Consider the following 1,398-nt stretch of genomic DNA (forward strand, 5'->3'; position numbering starts at 1 on the left):
TTCCTGGGCAGTGGGCATCCCGGCGCAGACAGCCGCGACGCTCCACCGAACCTTGGTTTGATCGAAAGCACCGACGGCGGCCAAACCTGGCACACACTGTCGATGACCGGCGAGGCCGATTTCCATTCCCTCGACTACCGGCATGGACTGCTCTTTGGACTCGACAGCGGAACCCGATCGGTGATGGTAACCGCAGACAAAAAGACCTGGGATCGACGTGCGGAGATCAGCGCCGTCGACATCGCGGTGTCACCCACCGACCCCAACGGCGTCCTCGCCACGACCGGCACGGGCATGTTGCGCAGCGTCGACCAGGCTAAGACCTTCACACCTGTCGTCGGCACACCCCCTCTGATCTTGCTGAGTTGGCCCGACGAAGGACCCTTGATCGGGGTTACCCCGACCGGGATGGTGTATGCCAGCCAAGATTCGGGGGCAACGTGGCAAGCGCAACGCGATCTGGGTGAGCGCCCGCAGGCTGTGTTGGCAGCGGGGCGAGGCCTGGTGTTCGTTGCGACCGAGAAGGGCATCCACCGCTCGACCGACAGTGCAACCACCTTCGAGACGTTCTACACCTTCGACGCACCATGAACGGGCTTACTCGCAACCCCGCTGCGACGTTGACGACGCTGCAAACGGCAACAAAGGCGCGGTACACCAAGCGAACAGCAATGGATCCGAGGGGTTCTGCTGTCAACGTACGTACACAGTAGGATCTATGCCAGTGCGTGGCCCGTACGGTCACTTCCCCACCCGTGCGGACCTCGTCGACGCGGTATTCGTCCGCACGCTGGCGGAGGCGCAACAGACCCTCGACACAGTCGACCTCACCTGGTTACCCCCGAGCGGCACTTTGCTCGGCTGGTGACCTCTTCATGCCAGATCATGAATCGGCATCGTGCACTTCTTCAGGCCGCGCAGCGCACCATCAGGCCCGGTTGGGATTCACAACCAGCACGAGATTCCGCACCGGCGGGTGCAGGGGCGGATCACGGGGCCGTCGCGCGGGCGTCTTCCGGGACGATCTACCAACCATGTGGCTAATGGCGACCTTTCCCAACGTCCTTCATGGCGCCGCCGAGGAGCTCACCGCCGGCCGGTTGAATGAACGTGCCGCCGACAATGTGATCGTGGCCACGTTACTCGCCGCCTTCACCGTCCCGAGTCAGCCGGTGCCAGGTCACCGCCCATGGCTTCCATAAGCCATGCGGCATGAACCTAAGCTGATCCGTCAACGTTCGGGCCGGCGCGCGATCAATTCGACGGCGGGGCTGTTAAAGCGCCTTGCACGCACGGAAAGCTTCCCATCGGTGAACCCCGCCGACTGCGCGTCATCGACGAGTTGAACGGGATCGACATCAAGGACGTGCCGGTGAACACTGAGCAAGAGCCGTCCGC

Annotated in this window: 2 protein-coding genes; both read left to right on the forward strand. The window is 63.2% G+C overall.

Features of this window, described 5'->3' with window-relative positions; translation table 11 throughout:
- The coding region (locus RMCN_RS29905) for a beta propeller repeat protein (protein ID WP_067396828.1) at positions 1–591 on the forward strand (591 nt) is incomplete at its 5' end.
- A 127-nt stretch (positions 592–718) separates the two neighbouring features.
- Entirely contained in the window at positions 719–868 is a 150-nt protein-coding gene (locus RMCN_RS31760; protein ID WP_234787840.1) for a hypothetical protein, read from the forward strand.
- The last annotated feature ends 530 nt before the right edge of the window (positions 869–1,398 follow it).

The sequence above is a fragment of the Mycolicibacterium novocastrense genome (genome assembly GCF_001570485.1).
Taxonomy (GTDB): Bacteria; Actinomycetota; Actinomycetes; order Mycobacteriales; family Mycobacteriaceae; genus Mycobacterium; species Mycobacterium novocastrense.

Coding starts and splice junctions, on each gene's coding strand:
- RMCN_RS31760 (WP_234787840.1), top strand. CDS start 719: ATGCCAGTGCGTGGCCCGTACGGTCACTTCCCCACCCGTGCGGACCTC.